This is a genomic window from Flavobacterium sp. LC2016-12 (genome assembly GCF_015351595.1).
Classification (GTDB): domain Bacteria; phylum Bacteroidota; class Bacteroidia; order Flavobacteriales; family Flavobacteriaceae; genus Flavobacterium.
In genome coordinates this window covers 121,239-141,894 of record NZ_JADKPT010000007.1, presented here as the reverse complement: position 1 = coordinate 141,894, position 20,656 = coordinate 121,239, and the positions used below count along the sequence as shown (strand labels likewise).

17 protein-coding genes and 1 pseudogene are annotated in these 20,656 nt (G+C 33.9%); 15 read left to right on the top strand and 3 right to left on the bottom strand.

Going from position 1 to position 20,656, the window contains the following annotated elements:
• Positions 1-141: 141 nt before the first annotated feature.
• From IRZ99_RS13265 to IRZ99_RS13200, 14 genes are all read left to right on the top strand, one after another.
• Entirely contained in the window at positions 142-1,068 is a 927-nt protein-coding gene (locus IRZ99_RS13265; protein WP_194657722.1) for a hypothetical protein, read from the top strand.
• Entirely contained in the window at positions 1,068-1,526 is a 459-nt protein-coding gene (locus IRZ99_RS13260; protein WP_194657721.1) for a type II toxin-antitoxin system VapC family toxin, read from the top strand. Before IRZ99_RS13265 ends, IRZ99_RS13260 begins: the two co-directional genes overlap by 1 nt.
• A 214-nt stretch (positions 1,527-1,740) precedes the next feature.
• Positions 1,741-3,333, top strand: coding sequence for an N-6 DNA methylase (locus IRZ99_RS13255; protein WP_194657720.1), 1,593 nt, complete (start codon positions 1,741-1,743; stop codon positions 3,331-3,333).
• Complete coding sequence (locus IRZ99_RS13250) at positions 3,320-4,444, top strand: restriction endonuclease subunit S (protein WP_194657719.1); 1,125 nt, start codon at positions 3,320-3,322, stop codon at positions 4,442-4,444. The genes IRZ99_RS13255 and IRZ99_RS13250 overlap by 14 nt, the downstream gene beginning before the upstream one ends.
• The gene (locus tag IRZ99_RS13245) at positions 4,445-5,047 is read left to right on the top strand and encodes a GNAT family N-acetyltransferase (RefSeq protein ID WP_194657718.1); all 603 of its coding nucleotides are present in this window, start codon (positions 4,445-4,447) and stop codon (positions 5,045-5,047) included.
• A gap of 7 nt (positions 5,048-5,054) precedes the next feature.
• Complete coding sequence (locus IRZ99_RS13240) at positions 5,055-8,369, top strand: type I restriction endonuclease subunit R (RefSeq protein ID WP_194657717.1); 3,315 nt, start codon at positions 5,055-5,057, stop codon at positions 8,367-8,369.
• Between the two features lie 194 nt (positions 8,370-8,563).
• Positions 8,564-9,373: a hypothetical protein gene (locus IRZ99_RS13235; protein WP_194657716.1), complete on the top strand. Its 810-nt coding sequence runs from the start codon at positions 8,564-8,566 to the stop codon at positions 9,371-9,373.
• A 168-nt stretch (positions 9,374-9,541) separates the two neighbouring features.
• Positions 9,542-10,897 carry a hypothetical protein gene (locus IRZ99_RS13230; RefSeq protein WP_194657715.1) on the top strand — a complete coding sequence of 452 codons (1,356 nt, stop codon included), beginning with the start codon at positions 9,542-9,544 and terminating at the stop codon, positions 10,895-10,897.
• A 205-nt stretch (positions 10,898-11,102) separates the two neighbouring features.
• Positions 11,103-11,978, top strand: coding sequence for an HNH endonuclease (locus tag IRZ99_RS13225; protein ID WP_194657714.1), 876 nt, complete (start codon positions 11,103-11,105; stop codon positions 11,976-11,978).
• Between the two features lie 138 nt (positions 11,979-12,116).
• The gene (locus IRZ99_RS13220; protein ID WP_194657713.1) at positions 12,117-12,416 is read left to right on the top strand and encodes a hypothetical protein; all 300 of its coding nucleotides are present in this window, start codon (positions 12,117-12,119) and stop codon (positions 12,414-12,416) included.
• A 192-nt stretch (positions 12,417-12,608) separates the two neighbouring features.
• Positions 12,609-13,445, top strand: a complete 837-nt coding sequence (locus IRZ99_RS13215) for a competence protein CoiA (RefSeq protein WP_194657712.1) — start codon at positions 12,609-12,611, stop codon at positions 13,443-13,445.
• Between the two features lie 197 nt (positions 13,446-13,642).
• Positions 13,643-14,023: a hypothetical protein gene (locus tag IRZ99_RS13210; protein ID WP_194657711.1), complete on the top strand. Its 381-nt coding sequence runs from the start codon at positions 13,643-13,645 to the stop codon at positions 14,021-14,023.
• Between the two features lie 44 nt (positions 14,024-14,067).
• The gene (locus IRZ99_RS13205) at positions 14,068-14,508 is read left to right on the top strand and encodes a hypothetical protein (RefSeq protein ID WP_194657710.1); all 441 of its coding nucleotides are present in this window, start codon (positions 14,068-14,070) and stop codon (positions 14,506-14,508) included.
• Positions 14,509-14,875: 367 nt separating this feature from the next.
• Positions 14,876-15,349 carry a hypothetical protein gene (locus IRZ99_RS13200; protein WP_194657709.1) on the top strand — a complete coding sequence of 158 codons (474 nt, stop codon included), beginning with the start codon at positions 14,876-14,878 and terminating at the stop codon, positions 15,347-15,349.
• 70 nt (positions 15,350-15,419) lie between these two features.
• Here the strand turns inward: IRZ99_RS13200 and IRZ99_RS13195 are convergent, their stop codons facing one another.
• Positions 15,420-17,198 carry a recombinase family protein gene (locus tag IRZ99_RS13195; protein WP_194657708.1) on the bottom strand — a complete coding sequence of 593 codons (1,779 nt, stop codon included), beginning with the start codon at positions 17,196-17,198 and terminating at the stop codon, positions 15,420-15,422.
• A gap of 57 nt (positions 17,199-17,255) precedes the next feature.
• Here IRZ99_RS13195 and IRZ99_RS13190 point away from each other — a divergent pair.
• Positions 17,256-17,957: pseudogene (locus tag IRZ99_RS13190) on the top strand (YifB family Mg chelatase-like AAA ATPase); the annotation flags it as partial.
• A gap of 254 nt (positions 17,958-18,211) precedes the next feature.
• Here the strand turns inward: IRZ99_RS13190 and abc-f are convergent.
• Positions 18,212-19,801: a ribosomal protection-like ABC-F family protein gene (gene abc-f / locus IRZ99_RS13185; RefSeq protein ID WP_194657707.1), complete on the bottom strand. Its 1,590-nt coding sequence runs from the start codon at positions 19,799-19,801 to the stop codon at positions 18,212-18,214.
• Positions 19,802-19,969: 168 nt separating this feature from the next.
• Entirely contained in the window at positions 19,970-20,650 is a 681-nt protein-coding gene (locus IRZ99_RS13180) for a GNAT family N-acetyltransferase (protein WP_194657706.1), read from the bottom strand.
• Positions 20,651-20,656: the final 6 nt, after the last annotated feature.

Sequence of the window (20,656 nt, the reverse complement as noted above, 5' to 3'; positions counted from 1 at the left end):
ATAAATCTTAATTCAGTTCCCAACCTCGCCAAGCATCAGGACGTTATACCTCACAAATTCAGAAACTGGGAGATTAAAATAGAATTCAACAAATTAGAAAATATTAAACTAAATTTGCGACACAACTCTTAATACAATGCAATGAATTATGATATAAAAATAATTGGTGAAGATGACGACAATGGCTTGTTAGAATTTGATAGGCTCGCAACTTTAACAAAGTCCACTAAAGACATTGCAATTAAGGCATTAATGTTAAAACTTCGAGGCTTTAGCGACATCACTCCTGATAAAAATTTAAAAAAAACCTTAGAATTAAGATTACAAAGTATAACAGGGAATAAATCAGAGGGAACTTCGTTGACGATTGATTGCGATTATTTTGGGGATACACTTAAAGGTCTGCAGTATGAATTATTTAAACCAAAAGAGGAAGTTTTGGCAATGACACCAATGGCACTTGTTATTGACTCTTTTCATAATGCTTTAGGAGAAGGTAGTGAAGCTGATTTAGACAAACCATTGCTAAAATCATTAATGGGGTTTAAAAAAAATTTTATAAGTAATAATGAAATTTTTTATTTAGCAAATCGCGGAAGTATACCAGAGGTAAAATTAACAAAAGATGTTTTCCATAAAATTAGTTTGCTTGAAGACAGCATTCCAGAATCGAAGAAAGTAATTGTGAATGGACAATTAGATGAAATGAAAGTTTCGAAAGGAAAGTTGGGTCTACAAACAGATCATGGATTTGTAAATGTTATTGCGCATGATGTTAACGTAATTAATGGTATTTTAGAATTTATGGGAAAAGAAGTGACTATTTCTGGAATGGCACATTTCAAACCTAACGGACAATTAAGTTTTATAGATATTCATGAATTTGGACCACCTAATTCGACTGACAAGTTCTTTTCAAAACAACCTAATGCAATGACAGCAAATCAACAATTAATGTTTGAGATAAAAGCTAGTAAAAAAAGAACTTCACTTAGAGAAATCTTAGGAAAATGGCCTGGTGACGAAACTGATGAAGAATTCAAAGAACTTTTAAAAGGAGTCAAATAATGAAACATATTGTACTTGACACCTGCATAATTTTACACATTTTGCGTGCAAATGAACTTGGAAAAAAATCTTTAGATATAATTGAAAACTTAGGAGATGATGTAATTATAATAATTTCTGTAGTTACTAAAGCAGAACTTGAATCTTTAAAAATTCAACAAGCTTGGGGAGCTAACAGAGTTCAAAAATTAAATGCATTTTTAGCAACAGCAATTTATATAGATATAAGCAGTTCAGATTCTATCTTGTTAGAATGTTATGCTAAAATAGATGCTTATTCAAAAAGAAAGGGAACAGATAAAAATGGTAATATATTGCATGGTTCTGCTCGTACCATGGGTAAAAACGATTTATGGATTGTTGCAACTGCATATTCTTTAAATCTAACTCTATTGACAGCCGATGGAGATTTTGATCACTTACACAATACTTTCTTAAACATTATAAAAATCGCATGATAAATATGTGGGCGAAGGCATAACACACACTACAAGCAATTTTGGTATTAGGCTTAATTTAAAAGTTAGTCTTATATCAAATAAATTTGTGCTTATCCGAAGATTAGTCTTCTTTAATCTCAAACCGCTTGTAGCGACAAAACGTAGGCAGGCAGTGTTAAAAGACAGCGACATCCTGATACGAAAATTATAAAATTGAATTGAAAAATTAAATATGGCCAAGAAACAAAAAACGACAGACACACTAAACTTAGAATCCATACTATTTAATTGCCGAGAGTATTTAAGAAGTAATGCATCACTAAACGATAAAAGAGACTTGCTTTTAACGCTGGTTTTTTTGCGATTTATAGGCGAGAAGTTTGAAAATACGCAAAATGATATGAGGCAAGAATGTCTCAATAATGGAATTACAGATGAGGAAGTAATAAGTTCGTTTCTTAATAGCCCAAGTCGTTACAAAGGGATAGCTTTTGTGCCAGAAAAAGCACTTTGGTCGATGATTATAGATCAGCCAGCTTCTAAATTAAATGCCACACTTGATGATGCAATTCAAGAGCTTGAAAACAGTGGAGATGAGTTAAAAGGTTGTATTCGTATAGGATTGTTTACCTCAATTAATCTCGAAGCTAACGTTATTAAGAAGGTTGTTGACGAGGTGAATAAGATATCGCACAAGACTTTTGGTGAGGAGAAAGATTTAATTGGTCGTGTGTATGAGTATTTCCTTAAGTCTTTTGCGGTAAATGCAACTAAGGAAGAAGGCGAGTTTTATACGCCACATGATGTAGTTGAGTTGATAGCTGCTTTTGTTGAGCCGTTTGATGGAACTCTTTATGACCCTTGTTGTGGTTCGGGAGGTATGTTTATTCAGTGTGCAAAGTATGTAGAAGCAAAGCAAGGTGATATCAAAATGGTAAATGTTTATGGCCAAGAGAGAGACCCTGCTACTTATCGTCTTGCAAAAATGAATCTTGCTATGCGAGGCATCTCACATCATTTAGGCGAAAAGAATGCCGATACATTTTCAAATGACTTGCATAAAGGTTTGACCTTCGATTACATTATGGCAAATCCGCCATTTAATCTTAAGAAATGGTATGATATTACACTAAGCAAGGATGCACGTTGGGCGGACTACTCCGTGCCACCCGAGGGCAACGCCAATTATGCATGGATATTACATATGCTTTCCAAGTTGAAGGCAGGTAAAGGCATAGCAGGATTTCTACTTGCTAATGGTGCTTTGGGCGATAGTGATGCCGTGGCAATTCGCAAAAAGTTAATTGAAAATGATAAAGTAGATGCAATTATAGTACTACCTCGCGAACTATTCTATACTACTGATATATCTGTAACTCTTTGGATATTGAACGAGAATAAAAAGGGCGGTATGTGGCACGGTCGAAAACTGCGTAATAGACAAAAAGAAATTCTGTTTATGGATCTACGCCAGTGGACTGAAAACCCAATTAAACCAGAGCAGAAAAAGAAAGTGGAATTGAAAGCTGATCAAATAAAGCGAGCTTCGGAAATATACTTCAAGTGGCAAAGTGAGGGAACGGATGGTGCAAAATATGCTAAACCTGAACTATATCGTTCTGTTGGCTTTGAAGAGTTAGATAAAAATGAATATACCTTTATACCAAGCCAATATATTGAGTTTGTTGACCGTGACTCAACAATCGATTATAATCAAGTATTGACCGAAACAGCAACAACCGTTTCGGAACTGTTGAATCGCCAACAACAAAATAACAAAACATTGCGTAACGCCCTAAAGAAACTTGGTTATGAGTGCAAATAGCAACACGACTAAATGGGTTCGATTGGGAGATTATATTCAACGTAGTATGGCGAATAATAATAATCTTGAATATGGAATTGAACTGATAGAAGGTGTTAACAATAAAGGCGAATTTTGCGCCCCAAAATCTGCTCTTAAAGGTATCAATTTAAAACCATACAAAATTGTGCAAAATGGTGATTTTGTCTATAACCCTTCACGTTTAAATATTGGGTCATTAGCTTATAGGCAAAAGGGGATGTGCATTGTTTCTCATCTATATGTCGTCTTTAGATTAAATGATATTGGCAAAAAGTTATTTATACCCGAATTTTTGTATTTATTTTTTAATAGAAATGACTTTTTAAGGCTAGTTACTTATCTCAACTTTGGTAGTCAGCGGCCTGAATTTAATTTCTATGATATGAGCGAGATCCAAATTCCACTTCCCGATATTAATATTCAGCAGGAATTAGTTGATACTTATAATGGACTCAAAGCATTAGCTGAACAGAACGAAGTTTTAATAAAACCTCTTTCTGAAGCTTGTCAAGCCTATATGGTAGATTGCAAAAAGAAGTATCCCGAAGTTGAACTAGGTGAATATATAGATGAATACGATAAAAGAAACTCTGACAAAAAAATAAAAGCAGTAAAAAGCGTATCGGTAACTAAGGAATTTAAAGAAACAAATGCAAAAGTGAACAAAGATGAATTGGGGGGATACAAATTAGTACCACCAAACCATTTATCGTATGTTCAAACCACTAAGAATGAAAAATGTTTTGCAAATGCACTTAACACTACTAACGAAACTTATGTAGTTACTCAGGTTAATAGAGTTATTCGTTCTAAAGATGAGTCTGTATTAAATATTGGTTTTTTACATCTGATTTTCAGAGGGGTTGAGTTTGATAGATATGCAATTTTTAACTCTTGGGGGAGTGCACGAGAAACTTTTGATTGGAGTGAACTACGTAGAGTTCGTATACCACTCCCTCCACCTGAAGTCCAGCAAGCGATAGTAAACATATACAACTGTGCCGAAGAGGCAAAAAATATTGCAAAAGAAGCTCGTGAAAAAATTAAAACACTGTGTCCTGCACTAGTGCAAAGAGCAATAAATGGATAAATGATGACAATTATAGAACAATTCAAAAATGATGTTACTTTTAATGCGAATAAAATTCTGTTCTCAATGACAGATGATCAGGTCATGGGAAAACGAGAGCAAGGATATTACATAAAAGACATTATTGATAATGGTCGCGATTGTCTTAACTACATCTTCGACAATGGTCATCACTATGTGCTTGATATAGAAGAACAGATACTATATATTTGTGAACCAATTCCAACTGAGTACTTTATCCATAAATATCTTGAAAAAATAGTGCGTGATTTTATAGATAAATGGTTAATTGATGAGTCAGATGACGAAGCATTCATTTTCTGCTCAAATGACGAAGTTGAAGTAGGTTCATTAATCAGATTGCTTCCTTATCGAGAAGATAGGATTGTTTACATCACTAATATTATGATACCGAAGAATCTTAAGCATAAAGGACTTGGGAAGTTACTAATTAAGCAGATTTTTGATATTTGTCAACGCTTAAAATACCGCCTGATCCTTCTTGATGTAATGGATTCTTTTAGCAAATCGTTAGAAAAAAGGAATGCAAAGTTCTTAGACTTCGACAAGATAGAAATAACTAAAGAAACTAATTTGACTTGATACAGATATGAATGGTAAGTATTATGAGAGTGACTATGAAAAATCCCTAGTCGAACTGCTTGTTCAGCAGGGCTGGGAGTATAAATATGGTGGTAGTATATCACGCAATAATAGAGAGGTGCTACTTACAGAAGATATAACACTATATCTTCAGCAGCGATATACCGATTTACAGCTCAGTGACATAGAAGAGGTTATCAACCGTTTGCGCCATATGAGCGGTCAAACCCATTTCGAACTCCTTCGCAATACCTATTATCTTTTACGTGATGGTTTTCGTTATACACGAAACCAAGATGGAAAAACATTTGATATAGAATTTATTGATTTTGAGGCGCAAAATAAAAATAATATTTATCGCTGTGTAAATCAGTTTGAAGTAGGATATGGACTAAAAGATGACATTCGCATACCTGACGTGTTACTCTTCGTCAATGGTGTTCCACTATGTATCTTCGAACTAAAAAACCCAACAGACTTCAATGCCACTATCGCAGATGCTTACGACCAAATTCATATTCGATACAAAAGAGATATTCCACATCTTTTGCGTTACTCTCCGCTCTCTTGCATTAGCGATGCCTCGATAAATAATACAAAACTTGGTACAACCTACACACCATACAATCATTACTATGTATGGAAAAAGGTTAATAATGAGGACGAATCTGCTAAGCGAGGTGCCGACCAGGTGAAAACCATAGTTGCAGGCGTGTATGAGCCTAACCGCTTTCTAGAGATTATTCGTGACTTCGTTTACTTCCCCGACAAAAAACACGACAAAGACGAAGAGGTGGTGTGTCGATATCCTCAATTTTTTGCTACCCGAATGCTTAGAGAAAGCATACTAAAGGCACACGCTACAAACAGTAGTAAGGGTGGTACTTACTTTGGCGCAACGGGTTGTGGTAAAACATATACTATGATGTTTTTGGCACGTCAACTATCATTGCGTTGCAAGGAGCTTGGCTCACCTACTATTGTGATGATTGTAGATAGAGATGATCTACAAACTCAAGCAGGCAAATTATTTCTTCGTTCAGAGGAGTTTTTATCATTGGGTATTTCAAAAATAATTGCTGATAGAGAAAATCTTAAAACAGAACTATCCATCAGAGAGTCTGGCGGATTTTTTATTTGTACTATCCAAAAATTCTGCGAAGCTATAGGCGAACTTAATACCCGTAAAAACATTATATGTTTCTCTGACGAGGCACATCGCAGTCAGATACGATTGAATACGCAGTTGAAAGTAAAGGATCAAAAAGCAGATAGTCAAGGCAAAAAAGAGACTTCTATCGGAGCTTTTATAACAAAGCCTTATGCTGAGCATCTGCGTAGCGCATTCCCCAATGCTACATTTGTTGGTTTTACAGGCACTCCTATCGAAGAGACTATTCAGGTCTTTGGTGAGGTAGTGGATAAATATACGATGCAACAATCTGTTGAAGATGATATCACAGTTGAACTAAAATATATACCTCGTATAGCAAATGTTACTCTCGATAGTGAGAAAGTAAAAGAGATAGACACCTACTACAAGCAATGTGCAGATGAGGGTGCAACGGAAGATGATGTGGCTACTAGCAAAAAAGCAATGAGTGCAATGGAGGTGATTCTTGGTGATGACGAACGTTTAGATCGCCTTGCCAAGGATATTATAGTACACTATACTAATGCTTGTGAAAACAAACCTGATATAGTACAAAAAGCAATGATTGTATGCAGCAAGCGTAAAATTGCATACAGATTACTCCAAAAGTTCAGAGAACAAAAGCCTGAATGGTTCGAAGAAAAGAAGTCACCTGACGATAGTGAATTAACTTCTGAAGAGTTAAAGAAACTATCTCCCTTGCCGACTATAGCAATGGTTGCTACACGTGGTCCAAATGATCTAGAAGAAATGTATAACTACATAGGCGATAAAGCTCGAAGTAAAAAGCTTGATGATGCGTTCAAAATGGAGTATTCAAATTTCCGCATAGTTATAGTTGTTGATATGTGGATTACGGGCTTTGACGTTCCTTGTCTATCATTCCTCTATAACGACAAACCACTGCAAAAACAAACGCTTATTCAAACAATTAGCCGTGTCAACAGGAAGTACGAGGGCAAAGAGTTCGGTTATATTATTGACTATATCGGTATTCGAAGTAATATGATGGAGGCAATGCGTAAATTTGGAGGTGATTCATTTGGTCCAAGTGAGGATGATGTTCAACAAGCATTAGAAGCTCTAATTATTGAGTTAAAATTACTCAATGATGTATTTGTCGATTTTGATATAATTCCATTCACTGATTCCAAAACAACTCCATTAGAAAGATTAGAGTGCTTGTCTTCGGCAGCCGATTATATAATCACATTGACTGAGAAACTGAATCTCAGCAATGAAAAATATAAGCCAAAAAACGTTAGTGCAAAAACATTTTTCTTGGCTCACGTTAAGCGAATGAGGACTGCTTATGACATTTGCCAGCCATCAAATGTGCTTACTAATGAGCAACTTTCCTTGTCGCAGTGCCTAATGGCGGTAGCATCTTACATAAGAAAAACTTCTGGTGAGAAACACGATGCAGAAAGTATGAATCGTGCGGTTGAAAAAATGGTTGCTGAAGCCTTGAAATGCAATTCTGTGGTAAGTATTCTACAAACCGATATAGAAGAGAGTATATTTAGTCCCGAGTTTGTTGCTCAGTTGGATAACATTAAATTACCAGCGACCAAACTCGAAGTCTTGATTAAGATGCTTCGTAAATCGATCATAGAGTACAAGGATACAAATAAAATAGCAGCTGAAAAATACGAAGAGTTGCTTAATAAAACACTTGAAGAATATCATAGTAGAAGAGAGAGTTTATCATCTGCAGAAGCCACTGCAACACAAGCAGAGGCAGTAAATGCAATTATCAGAAATGCGACTCAACAGGCATTGGATATACTGTCAAAATTAGGGGAAGACAAAGATAGTTTCAGAAAACTGGGGTTGACTTTTGAGGAAAAAGCTTTCTATGATATTCTTATGCATCTACGAGACAAGTATAACTTTGAGTTTGGTGAAGATAAAAGGGTGGGTAGTCTAATTATAAATGATAAATGTAAACTCTTAGCTCAGAAAATTAAAAAGCTAATAGATCTGCAATCGTCGTTTACGGATTGGCTCAACAATACAAATGTTAAAGCAGACCTGAATCAAAAAATATTCTTCTGTTTGATAAAAAACGGTTACCCACCACAACATAATGACGAAGTGTTCGATCAAGTAATGGAACAGGTAGAAAATTTCAAACACAAAAAATTAAAAACACACCACACAATCTGAAACAGACAGAAAATAAATAAACAATGGCACTAAAACCCAATACTGACAATGTTTTAGAAGAACGAACAACAGAATACCAGCTGCCAACAGCAGTTTGGCGTAATGGTGGGTTCAGTGCTTCGTATAAACATTTGTGGTGGAAATCTACTACTACGCCAAGTCGCAAGACGTTAGGCGATATTTGAAGCAAAATCATGACATTAGACGAACTGTTGCAAATTACAAATAATCATCAAGCAGAAGTTAGAGAATTAACTTGGCATGAAGATGACGTCCGTCATAGTTTTTTTGGGTTGTATTATTCAACACTCTACGATTTCTATTTAGGAAAATCTACCTTTCGACTAATGCAATTAATCGTTCAAGGTGATGTAATGTTTACCCAGAATATTATAGATTATCATCCTCATGCTCAACGACTCCATGAAATTCCAAGATCTATAATACTATCTACAGGATATCACGGAGATTTAAGCAGAAATATAATTTTAGGTAGTTGGACAACTTTCGAACTTTCTATTTCTTTAATTTTTGATTTTTTAGTCGATGATTTTGAATATGATAACATTGTAAAATCTCTAAACGCAAAACTCGTGAAAGCAATGTCATCGCTCGAGGAAAATAACAAAGCGGTAATAATGGAAATCTTAAGAAAATCTTCTTTTGTTCCATTAGTTAGAAAAATGAATTTTATAATTAAACATAATAAAGAAGCATATGGTGGTAATTTAGCTGAGGATCGTGAGTTTATCGAATTTGTAAACAAATTGCGAAACTGTATGGTTCATTCTAATGGTTATTATCACGGTCAAGAATATCACTATGAATTTAATGAAACCGTTTTTGAATTTAAAAACAAGCAAATTTTTTCGGAAGTAGGCGAAAACAGGGATGTTTATCTTGCTATTTCGTTAAGATTAAAGGAGATTTTCACTAATCTTTGCCTTTGCGTTTCTGATGTTGAATTCATTCCTTATCCTGATGATGGTGCAAACATCGTCTAACAGCAATTACAATAGATTTGGGCATTAGGGTGAATTTAAAGATGGTTTTGTATTTGGAAAATTTGTGTTTAATAGAAAACCTTGCATCTTTAATCCTAAACCTCATGTAGAGCCAAAACATTAGTGGTAACTTTCGTGATGTGACAAATAAAACGAGCATAAACAATAATGGATTCAGTATTATCTATCAATCAAAATGGGTATAAGGTTTTTGAATTAGTAAAATCAAGACCTATAATCAAAACCTCAAGAAGTTTAGAAGAAGAACGCAGAGATAATGAAGCAGGTATACCAACGCTTCAAATGGCTGACGATTCCATTTCTCAATTTTCAAACCTTGATATTTTCAATAATAATGTAAACATTGGAGCTAGATTACCGAATGAAGAAATCATAATTAATGAATCGGATTACAACCAGTTTAAATTTTTGGTTGAACAATTTTTATCTATTGACTTTATTAATCGTGTGGCAGATTATAAATTCATTGTAAAAGTTACATTTGATTGGATGATTGGGATTTATATCTCTAAGATTGCAACTGTCGAACTGTATGATTTTGTAGTTACTAAAATAGAGGAAAAAGCTAAACAACGCCATTATGACTTTATAATTAAAGCTCTAGAAATACAAACTTCTTTTCAAGTCGGTAATTGTCATTTTCATCAACTGTCCCAAAACGATAGTTTAAAAATCTTTGAAACAACAAGTGCAGAGGCTAAAAAAAACGGTAGAGATATGAAGGTAGAGGATTGGAATAAGATCTTTAATTCATTTGTAAGCACACCACTTGCTACAGTTACTGTTTTCGGAGTAGAAAGTAAATGTGTAGAACTTGCTAAAAAAGAGATTAGGTTATCCGTAAACTCTCTAAAATGTTTTCTTTTTCCGCAGATGCTGAGGACTGGCGTTGATACATTTAATGTAGATTTTGATTATAGAGTTGTCGACAAAGTAGAATATTTAAGTCATATTGGAAACTTTCAAAATATTGGATTCAATGTAGAATTTCCAACAAATACACAACCTATTTCCATTGGTCAAGCTGAACTTAACAAAGTAATGAAAGATGGATTATTCCTTTTTCACCAGTTCATAATATCAAAACGAAACGTAGAAATATATTACGACATGGAAAATGCAATTATTCAATTTGGCTCACTAAACAGCTTTTCAAATCTTTATGAACGAATAATAAACTTGATTTCGTTCTTTGAAACATTAATAATTCCAAAAAACAATTATAAAGCTAAAGGAGAAACGATATTAAAAAAAAATGTCATCCCGAAATTACACGTAGGAGATCAAGAAGTAATGCGTACAAACATCAGACGACTTTATGATATTCGGGATAAATATGTACATAATCGCATTGAGTTGGCAATTGATGTGGAAAGTTATTACAGTGTCACATTGTGCGGACTAGTTTTTTTAATACATTGTATCAATACAATTAGTACAATGAATACAATTGACGATTTGCACCGTCATTTCGATATTGTGAAGGATAAGAAACAAGAATAGCATTTAATATTGAAATTTGCGTGAGATAAAAAAGCTACCACTATTTGTTACTCGAGATTTAAGTATTTGGCTGAATTTAAAAATGGTTTTGTACTTGAAAAATTTGTGCATAATGGAAAAAGCGAGCATCTTTAATCCTAAACCTTTTGTGACGCTAGGAAGTTAGCGGAAATCGTAAAAAAAAACAGCAATAAAAACTAAATTTATGTATAAATCCTCAGACATAAAATGGATTAAAAGTGTCACTAGAGACAAAGGAAATTCTTGGGCATATATGGAATATAAATTGGGTGATACTTTTAATTTAAATTTTTCTAAAAACCCAAAATGGTACCCTACAAATTATGAAAAAGCGAAGCCTGGTGAATTAATGGTTATTTTTCAAACATTAAAATCAACTCCAACTTTTGGTGGCGGAACATTCATAACGCATCTGGTAACTCCATTAGATAATTTGATTGGGAAGGTTTCTAATCCTGACCATCCATATATAAGGCTGGTTGGCGTTGTAGGTATCCCAAAAGTTAATTTGCCACTTGATTCGACTTGGACATTGTTTAAAGCTAATCGTGGCCAAATTTGTTTTGTCGATACACTCGAAAGCCACAGAGGAGATAAAACAATTTTACAAAAACAAAATTTCCTTTTCGAACTTTTTAATATTGACAACAACCTGATTACAGAGATATATGATGAAAAAGATAATGATGAAGGTTTAGAAGAAGGTGCTGATAAATCTGTCTATAAATTACATAAATTTAAGGAGCGTAAACCTGAACTTATAGCCAAAGCGAAAGCAATAGCTAAAGAAGAAGATCGCTTATTTTGTGAAGCTTGTGGCTTTAATTTTGAAACAGAATATCCATTACTAGGTTTAGGTTTTATTGAATGTCACCACAGAGTTCCAATCTCAATTGGAGGGATTAGAAAAACGAAGTTTGAAGATTTGGCTTTGGTATGTTCAAACTGTCATAGAATGCTTCATAGAAAATATGTAAATGGAAATTATTTATTAGTTGAGGAACTCAGGAAACTTATATTGGAAAATAGAGCGACATCCGATAACATCCGTTTATCATGATTGGGCGTTAGTGAAATCAACTTTTTTATTTATATATTCGTTTAGCTGAAAATAGTCGGCTTCGAAATCCACAACAACACTAGCGCCAAAACGTTAGCAGTAACCGCGAACCAAAATCTAAACTTAAAAGTGAAAATAATGAGAATAAATCTGAATACAGGAGAATTTACAATTGAAAGTTTAAAGAAATTAATTGCCTCAGAAGACGATAGTGTAAATACTCAATTTCGCGTAACAAATGATGGGTATTTGTTCATTTCAAAAGTTGTTGATGATAACGAATTAGATGAAATAAAATTTAGGTATGACACAAATAGAAAGGGAAGAGGGTATGTTGGAAAAAAAGCATCAGAAGATGAAAATTGGGTAAATCTATTATTTAATTCTGTTAATGAAAATTGGCCAAATCCTTATTCACCACACATAGAAAGCTTATAATCGACTACTGCTAACAGCTAAAAGATATTTGGGTTTTAGGCTGAATTTGAAAATGGTTTGTACTTGGAAAATTTGTGTTTAATGAAAAGATCTCATATCTTTAACTCTCAACCTTTTGTAGTGCCAGAAAGTTAGTGGCAAGCATTGACCAAAGCTGTGAAAAAACAAGCAAACCTTAAAACAGTCTAAAATATGCGTTTTGCTTTAATAGGTAATAATCGGACAGAAGCTCAACCGAAACTTAACGGATTGTGTTGCTGTTGTTCTAAACCAGTTATTGCAAAATGTGGCACAAGAAAAATTTGGCATTGGTCACATAAAAGCAAAACAGATTGTGATAATTGGTGGGAACCAGAAACAGAATGGCACCGAAATTGGAAAAATAATTATCCCGCTGATTGGCAAGAAGTATCATTGCTTGATAAGAGAACAGGAGAAAAACATATTGCAGATGTTCTTACAGCTCATAATCTCGTTGTAGAATTTCAACATTCGCATATTAAACCTGAAGAACGAACTTCCAGAGAACAATTTTATAAAAATATGGTTTGGGTAGTCGACGGTACACGCCTGAAATATGATTATCCTCGTTTTCTCAAAGGTAAAAAGAACTGTTTTGAAAATACAATTTTTTATAATACAGACAATCCGAAAATATTTGGAGTTGATCTTGTAGATTGGTGTTTTCCGTCAGCTTGGCTCGAAAGTTCTGTACCTGTAATCTTTGATTTTCGTGGAGACGGTTCTATGGAGGACTCCGAAGGTTTGAGAAATACTCTTTATTGTTTATTCCCACAAGTTGGAACATATGCTAAAGTTGCAGAGATTTCACGTAAAGCATTTATAACAACAACCACTAACGGAGAATGGACATCAAGAGTTCAAGAGTTTATGAGCAACTTCCGAAAGCAAGATGAAATAAATCGACGACTAGAGCATCAACAAACCCTGTCTCGTAATGTAAATTTTAGACAATTTGGGAGTCCGCTAAACCGATTTATTTATAGAAATAGACGACGTAGATTTTAAAATATATCGTTGAAATAGTCGAAAATAATTCAAGTGGCTCATAAAATTGCCTGCATATAACAGCCACAACAACGGATTTACACAATTTGCTTAATGAAAGATAGTTTTGAATTTGAGATGATTTAGCAAATCCGAAAATTTACGTTACTTTAGGCCCAAGCCTCTTGTAGCAAGGGAACATTAGCACACATTTTAAAATGACATTAGTAATCGGAAAAATAGTTCAAGGCTCATTAAGAATTGACAGTGATTCAAAAATCACTGATCCAAATATTCCCTCTAATAGAAAAAATATTTTTTCAGGCTTATTAAAAACAATCATTTTGCATCCAAGACTTTGCTTTTCATATGCTGGCGGAGTTGACACCGCTCAAGAAGCAATTGAACAAGTTTATAAACTAGAAGAACTAACTATAGAAAAAGTAAAAAAGTTACTCCACGAAATAAATAAAAGTTCAAATTATGAAACTGACTTTTTAATTGGCGCATTAGAAAATCAACCTTTACTTTATAAAATTTCAAATGGTGAGATTGTACCTTCAAATCAAAATCATTGGATTGGGATGTTTCTGGGTTAAATTTATATCAACGAAACTTTTTACCAAATTTGAAAAGTACTGATATGAAACACATTCTTGACATCCATTCTAAAGCATTCGAAGAAGTTGTTTCAAGCAGAAGTATAGAAAGTATTGGAGGATTTCATATAACTGTACATACAACTCAAAGAGGATTAGAATATTTAATGAAAATGTCAATTTTCATTGGGCAACCAACTTCAATGACTATCCATGGAAATCAATCTATCCCTTTACCATTTGGAGATGCTAAAACAGGAGCTTATTCATATAGTTATTTAATATCCAATAATCCTTTTCAGCCAGCTATTGGAATACATTTTCCGATGGGTAATTTTGGAACATTATATTATCCTCGTTTAACAAGACAAATTTTAATATTAAAAGATGTTGATCCTTTTCAGTTTGCAAAAAGAGTTAAAGAAGATTTTAAAATAGACTTGACTGGAATGGTGAAAAATGGGGATCACATGACAATGATTTAGAAAAAACTTGTGCTAACTCTTGCTACAAGAGATTTGAGAAGTTGGTTTAATTTAAAAATGGTCTTGTATTTGTGATGATTTGGCAAATCCGAAGGCTTTGGTCCCAAACCATAGATATAGGAAAGAATCTCTTTCTCCAGAGAATCCATGACTCCACTTTTTAAACACTCATTTAAAAATGTACACCTACGATTAGGTGTTTGAACAATTTTTTGTTTTTAAATCACCATTTTAAAATTTAATTTTCTTTCCAGAATTTTCTAAGATCACTTCATAAAATTCAAATTTCCAAAATTTTTTTTTTGGATTTTTTTGAATAAAAAAACGGCTATTGTTTTCTTTTGAGATATTTATATTAAAGAGTAATATGGAACAAACTGATTTAATTACGATACCGCCAAGCGTAATAGACCAACTTAAAAAAAACGTAAACAAGTATATTTTAAAAGACAAAAAGCCAGAAGGCTTTGAAGAAGCTTTGAGATATATAGCCCTAGAAAAAGCCAGCAAATCACAATTGGCAAAGCTTAATTCATTTTCAAATCATCATTCTTTATCTAATGATGAAGACAAAGAGAAACTTGAGATTTTAGATAAAATGATTGTGTTTGCAAAGAATTGGACTAAACATGAAAACACGAAAAAGGAGTTTTCTAATAAAATAAGAGCAAATACGGACCATCCAACTGGAGCATCTACTAAAAAACAATCTGGACGAGAAGTTGACAGACTTCAGCCTAGTCTTTCATCAGTAAAGCCATATTCAACGGCACAATTAAAAGATTCAGCTTTAATGCGTGAATGTTTTCGAATTATCGCAATTATGAAAATGATGGATTAAAATTTATGAACAGGTTATTTAAATAAAGAGAATCATATGAGTGAAGTAATATGAATTCTTTTGTTTTGTTTTAAACAGTGATGGGGTAAGTGTTTTCAATAAGTATTAAATTTTCAGTTGGAATATTAATTATAAAAAAATCATAGTGATCATCTAAGGCATCGTAAACAGCTTTATTTTCTTCAACTTCTAATAATAATTTATGTGGATTATTAAGTAAAATATTGTTTCTATATATTGGTCTATAGTTCATTCCTGTAACTGATACATATTGATATTTCATTGGTCTAGACGCTAATCCCCTTATATTTAAAAATAATTTAAAAGGATGTCCAATCTCTTTACCGCCGTAAGTAATAAAAACGCTTGCTAGTACAGTTTTAGCATCTAATTTGTTTATTATGACCTTTGATATAAATTGATTAAAAAGTGTCTTTAGTTCAATTCTATTGTCTTTAGCATCAATAAGCATTTGAGTTGTGGCTTGCTTGTCGTTTTGTTTATCAAATATTTTTTTATTTTGAAATATTTCTTCTTTTAATAAATTAGCCTTGGTTGTAAGTTCAAATTCACTTTGATTAATTTCGGCCTGTTTTTTTTCAAATCCAATGGAATCAATTTTGTCAGCAAGATACAGGTCAAGCAAACGATTTTTTTCATTTTCTTTTTTTGCGAAATCGGTTTGAGCAATTTTTAATTCAATTTCAAGTCCGCTTATTTTTGTTTTTAATTCTTCAAAAATATCGAGCTTGTTCATGTGTATATATTTTGCTAGACGACCACTACTAATAAATTCTTCATATATTGCTGATTCCAGCAAGGAAATATTAACACCTACATTACCACAGTTTCCACCTTTGGTTAATCTTGATGAACAAATATAAACCTTGTCACCTCGTTCAACTGGTTTAAACTTTGCAAAGTAGTTGCGACCACAACACCCACAAATAAGCAAATCTTTCAGAAGATATGTGTACGTAGTGAGATAATTGCGATGTGTTTTAGTTGCTGTAATTTCATTGCATTCCCTGTAAAGCTGTTCTTCAATTATCGCTGGTGCTGGATAAAGATTACCTTTAAATCTTCTTTGTCCATAATATAAGGGATTTTTAATGATTTTATCAATTGTAACATCGGTCCAAGTAACTTTGTCAGCTGTTTTTTCTGTCTTGTATTTCATCAACTGGTTACCAAATGCCTTTTGGGTTCTAGTTGGTATTTCTCTATAATTGAAAATATTTGCTATTGCTTTAAATCCATTTCCTTTTTTATAAAGGTTAAAGATTTCCTTTATTATTTCAGCTTCTTCATCATCAACAATTAGCTTTTTGTTTTCATCTTTAGCATATCCGTACGGTAAATTTTTTGAACCGCCAGCATTTCCGTTGACCACACTTTGAAGTAAACCTGATCTAGACCTTTTTTTCATTGTTTTAGATTCACTATCTGCAAATTCCATAAGTACCTGCAAAACAATATTCATAATTGAATCACGCTCACCATTTTCATCAAGTGTTTGCCTATTGATTGATGTAATAAATACAGGGATTTGCTTATCTGTTAAGTCATCTAATAGTTTTCTGGTGCTTCTTGGGTCTCTTCCAAGGCGACTCAGTTCTGTGCAATATATCCTTGAAAAATACTTTGGGTCATTTTCAATTATTGAGAGTAGCTTGCTTAGTTGAGGTCTAGATTCATTTTCCTTATATCCAGAAATTTGCTCAGCAAAAATTTCAATGTTATTTTCCGTATATTCGTTTCCGATTGCTGTTTTACAATCTGAAATTTGCCTTTTATAATCTTGCTTTTCAAGCGTCGAGACCCTAGCATATATAGCAACTTTTCCCATTTACTTCTCTTAAATTAGATAGATCAAATATAGACCACATATTTTACATAAGCAAGAAATGTAGCATTAGTAGGCGGCGGAAGTTACCCGCAACCTGGCGAAATCTCGATGGCGCACAATGGCGTTTTGTTTTTAGATGAATTACCGGAGTTTAAACGCGATGTTTTAGAAGTAATGCGCCAACCGCTCGAAGATCGCGAAGTAACCATTTCACGTGCTAAATTCACGGTTACTTATCCGTCTTCTTTTATGTTGGTGGCGAGTATGAATCCGAGTCCGAGTGGATTTTTCAACGATCCAAGTCAGCCCAATACTTCTTCGCCACACGAAATGCAACGTTATTTGAGCAAAATTTCCGGACCCTTATTAGACCGAATCGACATTCATATTGAAGTAACACCTGTTCCGTTTGAAAAACTGGCCGACGACCGAAAAGCCGAAAGCAGTGTCGAAATCAGAAAACGTGTTACCGCAGCGAGAGAAATTCAAACCAAACGATTTGAAGAAGTCGAAAATATACATTACAATGCACAGATGAGCAGCAAATTAATTCGCGAATATTGCGCGTTAGATGAACAATCTAAGGAATTATTAAAAACTGCTATGGAACGACTAAACCTATCCGCAAGAGCCTACGACAGAATCCTAAAAGTAGCCCGCACCATAGCCGACTTAGATGCTGCACCAACTATAATCACCCAGCACATAGCCGAAGCCATTCAATACCGAAGTCTTGATCGTGACGGATGGCTGGGATAGAATTGTGAATTAAAATATGGAGCACATTATTCATTTTCAAAATACCTCTAGTCCCGCTGTCCACTATATCTTTTGTGCCTCCCGATAGCTATCGGGACCGGCACAAAAGGATATTGCTCATCAGGGCTAAATAAGAGGTTCATACTTCAAAATAATGTAAGAACTAAACTTTGCGCCGTTGCGACTTTGCGTGAATATTTCACACCAGCATAAAAAAATAACGAACTTTGCGTAAACCCTTGCGACCTTTGCGGTTAAGAAAGTTCAACGTAACGCCCAATATTAATTTGCTCCAAGAAAGTCTCATCATGCGAAACCACAATCAAAGTGCCCTGATATTCATTAACAGCCGCTGTAAGAATCTCAATATTCTGAATATCTAAATTATTCGTAGGTTCATCCAGAATAATAATATCTGGTGCGTGATTGTTAATCGTCAAACAACAAAGCATCAAACGCATTTTCTCACCACCACTCAAAGCACTGCAAGGTTTTTCCAATTCTTTTTGTGAAAACAAAAAACGATTCAATCGCATCCTGATATCATGTTCCTGCAAACCTAAAACATTGAATTTTTGCGCCTGTTCGTAAACGGTAAGTTGATTTTCGATTAACGAATAATCCTGATCGATATAAACAATTTTAGCTTCAGTTTTATAAATTTTCCCTTGTGTTGGAATCAATTTTCCTGTAATTATTTTTATTAAGGTCGTTTTCCCGGAACCATTTGATCCCTTCAAAACAAGGCGTTCACCACTTAAAATTTGGAAACTTAGATTTTCCCTCCAAAGCAATTTTTCATCATAACTAAAATTAATATCAGTAGCCGTAAAAAGTATTTTACCCTTGTGTAATTGGGTATTGTCAAAACCAAATTTCATTTTATCAATAGCTGGCAAACCCGAACGGAGCCCTTGTAATTCCTCCGAGATACCACCAATTTTTTCAGCATGCATACTTTTTGCTTTCGAAGTGCTGTTTTCGGCATTATTCCGTAAAGTATTCATCATGATTCGGGATACGCCTGCTTTTTCCTGTTTCTTTTTTCCGCGTGCGTCCAGTTTTTGCTGACGTTCCAGCGTTTCCCGTTCTTTTTCTTTAGCTTTTCGCAACGCTTTTTCCTTACTATGAATATCCTGCTGTAAAGTGTTGTTTTCTATTTGTTTTTGTTGGGCATAAAAATTATAATTGCCACCATAAATCGTAATAGCATGTTTACTTAATTCATAAACTACATTCAAAAGATTCAGTAGTTTGCGATCATGGCTAACGATTATCAAAGTGCCCGAAGTGTTTTGAATGAAATTGTATAACAATTTTCTCGCTGCCAAATCCAGATGATTACTTGGTTCATCGAGTAAAATAAGTTCAGGTTGGTGAATAGAAATTCCGGCAAGAAAAACTTTTGTTTTTTGGCCGCCACTTAAGTTTTCCAGTTTTTGTGATAAATCTAAATCGGTTAACTGCCAGTATTCCAGTGCTTCATTGCAGCGATCCTCAATAGTCCAGTCATCATTTAAGATTTCCAGATTTTCTTGGGTTACATTTCCTTCCAGTATATTTTTAAGTGCATTGAGTTTGTCTTCAACTCGCAAAGCTTCAGCAATAGTAAAATGATTGAATTGACCGAAAATCTGAGGCACATAATAAGGTGTTGCATCAGTTTTAAGCGATCCTGTGGAAGCTTGTACTTCACCAGCAATGATTTTTAAAAGTGTCGATTTTCCAACACCATTATTTCCAATTAAGGCAATTTTTTCCTGCTGATTCGCAGAAAAAGTAATTCTATCGAATAGCAAATCTCTATTCGTATGTAAATAGGATATATTTTGTAAAATAAGCATAATTTCTTTCTTTTGGGAATAAACAAATAAGCAAACTGTTTTGCAGCTGCCTTTATAATTGTCTGAAAGAAATTTTATTTCACATGGAATTTTCTAATTAGTTGTGGTTGCAAAGATAAAAAATATTTTTAACTCTATTTCATTGCTTACAAAATGGAGTTATACATTCTATTTGATGATATTCCAGAAACTCATTTTACGTCTCGTAGTAAACCCCAACTTTTCATATAAGGCAATAGCGCCAAGATTGTGTTCTGCGACATGCAAGAACGGAATTTTACCCTGATCAAAAATGGCATTTACAACATGCGCAATAAGTTGTTTGGCATATCCTTTTCCGGTATGTTCAGGATGTGTAATTATCGCGCTGACTTCTGTAAAAGCATTCATTTTCATGCGTTCTCCGGTGATAGCAATCAGCTGATGGTCTTTAAAGATTCCATAATAATTTCCGAGCAAAATGGTTTTGTTTTTAAAGTAACCTGGCTGTACCAAATTAACCAGATCACACAAAATTTCATTATGATCTATAGTCAACTTTACAATTTCAACATCGATTGGAAGCTGAATTTTTTTATAAATAACCATTTGAAGGCAAACTAGTTCTTTTACAATTTTTAAAGTACCAGCTATTTCAGGTTTTTCTCCAACAATAAAGAAATTATCTATTAAGGTTGAATATTCTTGGGTTGCCATTGCAGTTTTTTCCAAATCTGTAAAACTTCCAAACGGACCATAATCTGGATGGTAGAATTTAGTATTACCATAGTCCAAACTAAATTCCTGATGATTTTCAGATAATGAATGCCAAATAGGATTGTCTAATTTATTTTCTTCTGAGATTGTCATTCTGGT

Excerpts from the sequence above, each read along its gene's own strand:
- IRZ99_RS13225 (WP_194657714.1), top strand. The coding sequence starts at position 11,103 with ATGTATAAATCCTCAGACATAAAATGGATTAAAAGTGTCACTAGAGAC.
- IRZ99_RS13180 (WP_194657706.1), bottom strand. The coding sequence starts at position 20,650 with ATGACAATCTCAGAAGAAAATAAATTAGACAATCCTATTTGGCATTCA.
- IRZ99_RS13255 (WP_194657720.1), top strand. The coding sequence starts at position 1,741 with ATGGCCAAGAAACAAAAAACGACAGACACACTAAACTTAGAATCCATA.
- IRZ99_RS13220 (WP_194657713.1), top strand. The coding sequence starts at position 12,117 with ATGAGAATAAATCTGAATACAGGAGAATTTACAATTGAAAGTTTAAAG.
- IRZ99_RS13245 (WP_194657718.1), top strand. The coding sequence starts at position 4,445 with ATGATGACAATTATAGAACAATTCAAAAATGATGTTACTTTTAATGCG.
- IRZ99_RS13210 (WP_194657711.1), top strand. The coding sequence starts at position 13,643 with ATGACATTAGTAATCGGAAAAATAGTTCAAGGCTCATTAAGAATTGAC.
- IRZ99_RS13215 (WP_194657712.1), top strand. The coding sequence starts at position 12,609 with ATGCGTTTTGCTTTAATAGGTAATAATCGGACAGAAGCTCAACCGAAA.
- IRZ99_RS13195 (WP_194657708.1), bottom strand. The coding sequence starts at position 17,198 with ATGGGAAAAGTTGCTATATATGCTAGGGTCTCGACGCTTGAAAAGCAA.
- IRZ99_RS13260 (WP_194657721.1), top strand. The coding sequence starts at position 1,068 with ATGAAACATATTGTACTTGACACCTGCATAATTTTACACATTTTGCGT.
- IRZ99_RS13250 (WP_194657719.1), top strand. The coding sequence starts at position 3,320 with ATGAGTGCAAATAGCAACACGACTAAATGGGTTCGATTGGGAGATTAT.
- IRZ99_RS13235 (WP_194657716.1), top strand. The coding sequence starts at position 8,564 with ATGACATTAGACGAACTGTTGCAAATTACAAATAATCATCAAGCAGAA.
- IRZ99_RS13205 (WP_194657710.1), top strand. The coding sequence starts at position 14,068 with ATGAAACACATTCTTGACATCCATTCTAAAGCATTCGAAGAAGTTGTT.
- IRZ99_RS13200 (WP_194657709.1), top strand. The coding sequence starts at position 14,876 with ATGGAACAAACTGATTTAATTACGATACCGCCAAGCGTAATAGACCAA.
- IRZ99_RS13230 (WP_194657715.1), top strand. The coding sequence starts at position 9,542 with ATGGATTCAGTATTATCTATCAATCAAAATGGGTATAAGGTTTTTGAA.
- IRZ99_RS13240 (WP_194657717.1), top strand. The coding sequence starts at position 5,055 with ATGAATGGTAAGTATTATGAGAGTGACTATGAAAAATCCCTAGTCGAA.
- IRZ99_RS13265 (WP_194657722.1), top strand. The coding sequence starts at position 142 with ATGAATTATGATATAAAAATAATTGGTGAAGATGACGACAATGGCTTG.
- abc-f (WP_194657707.1), bottom strand. The coding sequence starts at position 19,801 with ATGCTTATTTTACAAAATATATCCTATTTACATACGAATAGAGATTTG.